The organism is Rhizobium sp. CAU 1783, assembly GCF_054551725.1.
In genome coordinates, this window is record NZ_JBTOLM010000011.1 from 1 (window position 1) to 1,585 (window position 1,585).

Consider the following 1,585-nt stretch of genomic DNA (forward strand, 5'->3'; position numbering starts at 1 on the left):
CCTGAACGTCTGCTTCTGCGCACCGAGGCCCTGGATTCCGAGTTCGACGGTGTCGCCGGCTTTGAGGTAGCGGGGCGGCTTCATGCCCATTCCGACGCCGGGGGGCGTACCAGTGGAGATGACGTCGCCGGGATGCAGGCTCATGAACTGGCTGAGATAGGAGACGAGGTGGGCGATGCCGTAGACCATGGTCGAGGAGGTGCCGTCCTGCATGGTCTCGCCATTGACCTTCAGCCACATCGAAAGCGCCTGCGGATCGGCGACCTCGTCCTTCGTGACCAGCCAGGGGCCGATCGGGCCAAACGTGTCGCAGGACTTGCCCTTGGTCCACTGGCCGGCGCGCTCGGTCTGGAAGGCGCGCTCCGAGACGTCGTGCGAGACGCAGTAGCCGGCGACGTAGTCGAGCGCCTCGGCCTCGGAGACATATTTCGCGGTCTTGCCGATGACCACGCCGAGCTCGACCTCCCAGTCGGTCTTTTCCGAACCGCGCGGGATCAGCACGTCGTCGTTCGGGCCGCAGATCGCCGAGGTCGCCTTCATGAAGATGACCGGCTCCGGCGGCACCGCCATGCCGCTTTCGGCGGCGTGGTCGGAATAGTTGAGCCCGATGCAGATGAACTTGCCGGTGCCGGCAACGCAAGGACCGATGCGCTCGTCGGCCGACAGTTCCGGCAGCGAGGCCGGGTCGAGGGCGGCGATCTTTTCAAGTCCTTCCGGCGAGATCGCCGCGCCGCCGATGTCGCTCACATGGGCGGAGAGGTCACGGATCTTGCCATGCCTGTCGAGGAGGGCGGGCTTTTCCTGGCCGGGCTGGCCGACGCGCATCAGTTTCATGGGGGTATGTCCTTTCGGAAAGAGGATTAGATCGTCCAGCCGCCGTCGATGGCGAAGGCCTGGCCGGAGGTATAGGTGGCGCCGGCGATGTAGACGGCGAGATCGGCGATCTCTTCCGGCGTGCCGAGGCGCCCCATCGGCTGGCGGGCGATGAAGGCGGCGCGCGCCGCGTCATAGTCGCCCTGGGCCCTCATGCGCTCCTGCAGCGACGGGCTTTCGACCGTGCCGGGGCAAATCGCGTTGCAGCGGATACCTTGTGTCACGTAGTCGGCGGCGATCGACTTGGTGAGCCCGACCACGGCGGCCTTGGTGACGGTATAGGCGCAGCGGTTCGGCACGCCCTTCACCGAGGAGGCGACGGAGGCCATGTTGATGATCGAACCATCGCCGCGGGCGATCATGCCGGGCAGCACGGCGCGGATGGTGCGGATCATGGCACGGACATTGAGGTCGAAGGCGAAGTCGAGATCCTTGTCGGCCATGTCCAGGACCGTGCCGCCATGCACGATGCCGGCGCAGTTGAACAGCACGTCGACATCGCCGAAGCGGCCGAGCACGTCCTTCACCATCGCCTCGTCCAGCACGTCGAGCCGCGCGGTCTCGATCGAACCGCCGCCTTGCCCCGCAAGCTCTCCGAGCGCCGCCTCGTTGATGTCGGTCGCCAGCACCCGCGCACCGGCCGCCGCAAAGGCAAGCGCGCTCGCACGACCGATCCCCTGGCCGGCGGCCGTCACGACGACTCGTTTGTTTT

2 protein-coding genes are annotated in these 1,585 nt (G+C 66.7%); both read right to left on the minus strand.

The window, feature by feature from the left end; translation table 11 throughout:
- Window positions 1-834 (minus strand): fumarylacetoacetate hydrolase family protein (locus ACX93L_RS21685; protein ID WP_459406782.1); only part of this gene is annotated, 834 nt, incomplete at its 3' end.
- A gap of 26 nt (window positions 835-860) precedes the next feature.
- Window positions 861-1,585, minus strand: a 725-nt coding sequence (locus ACX93L_RS21690) for an SDR family oxidoreductase (RefSeq protein WP_459406783.1), incomplete at its 5' end; no start/stop codon positions are given.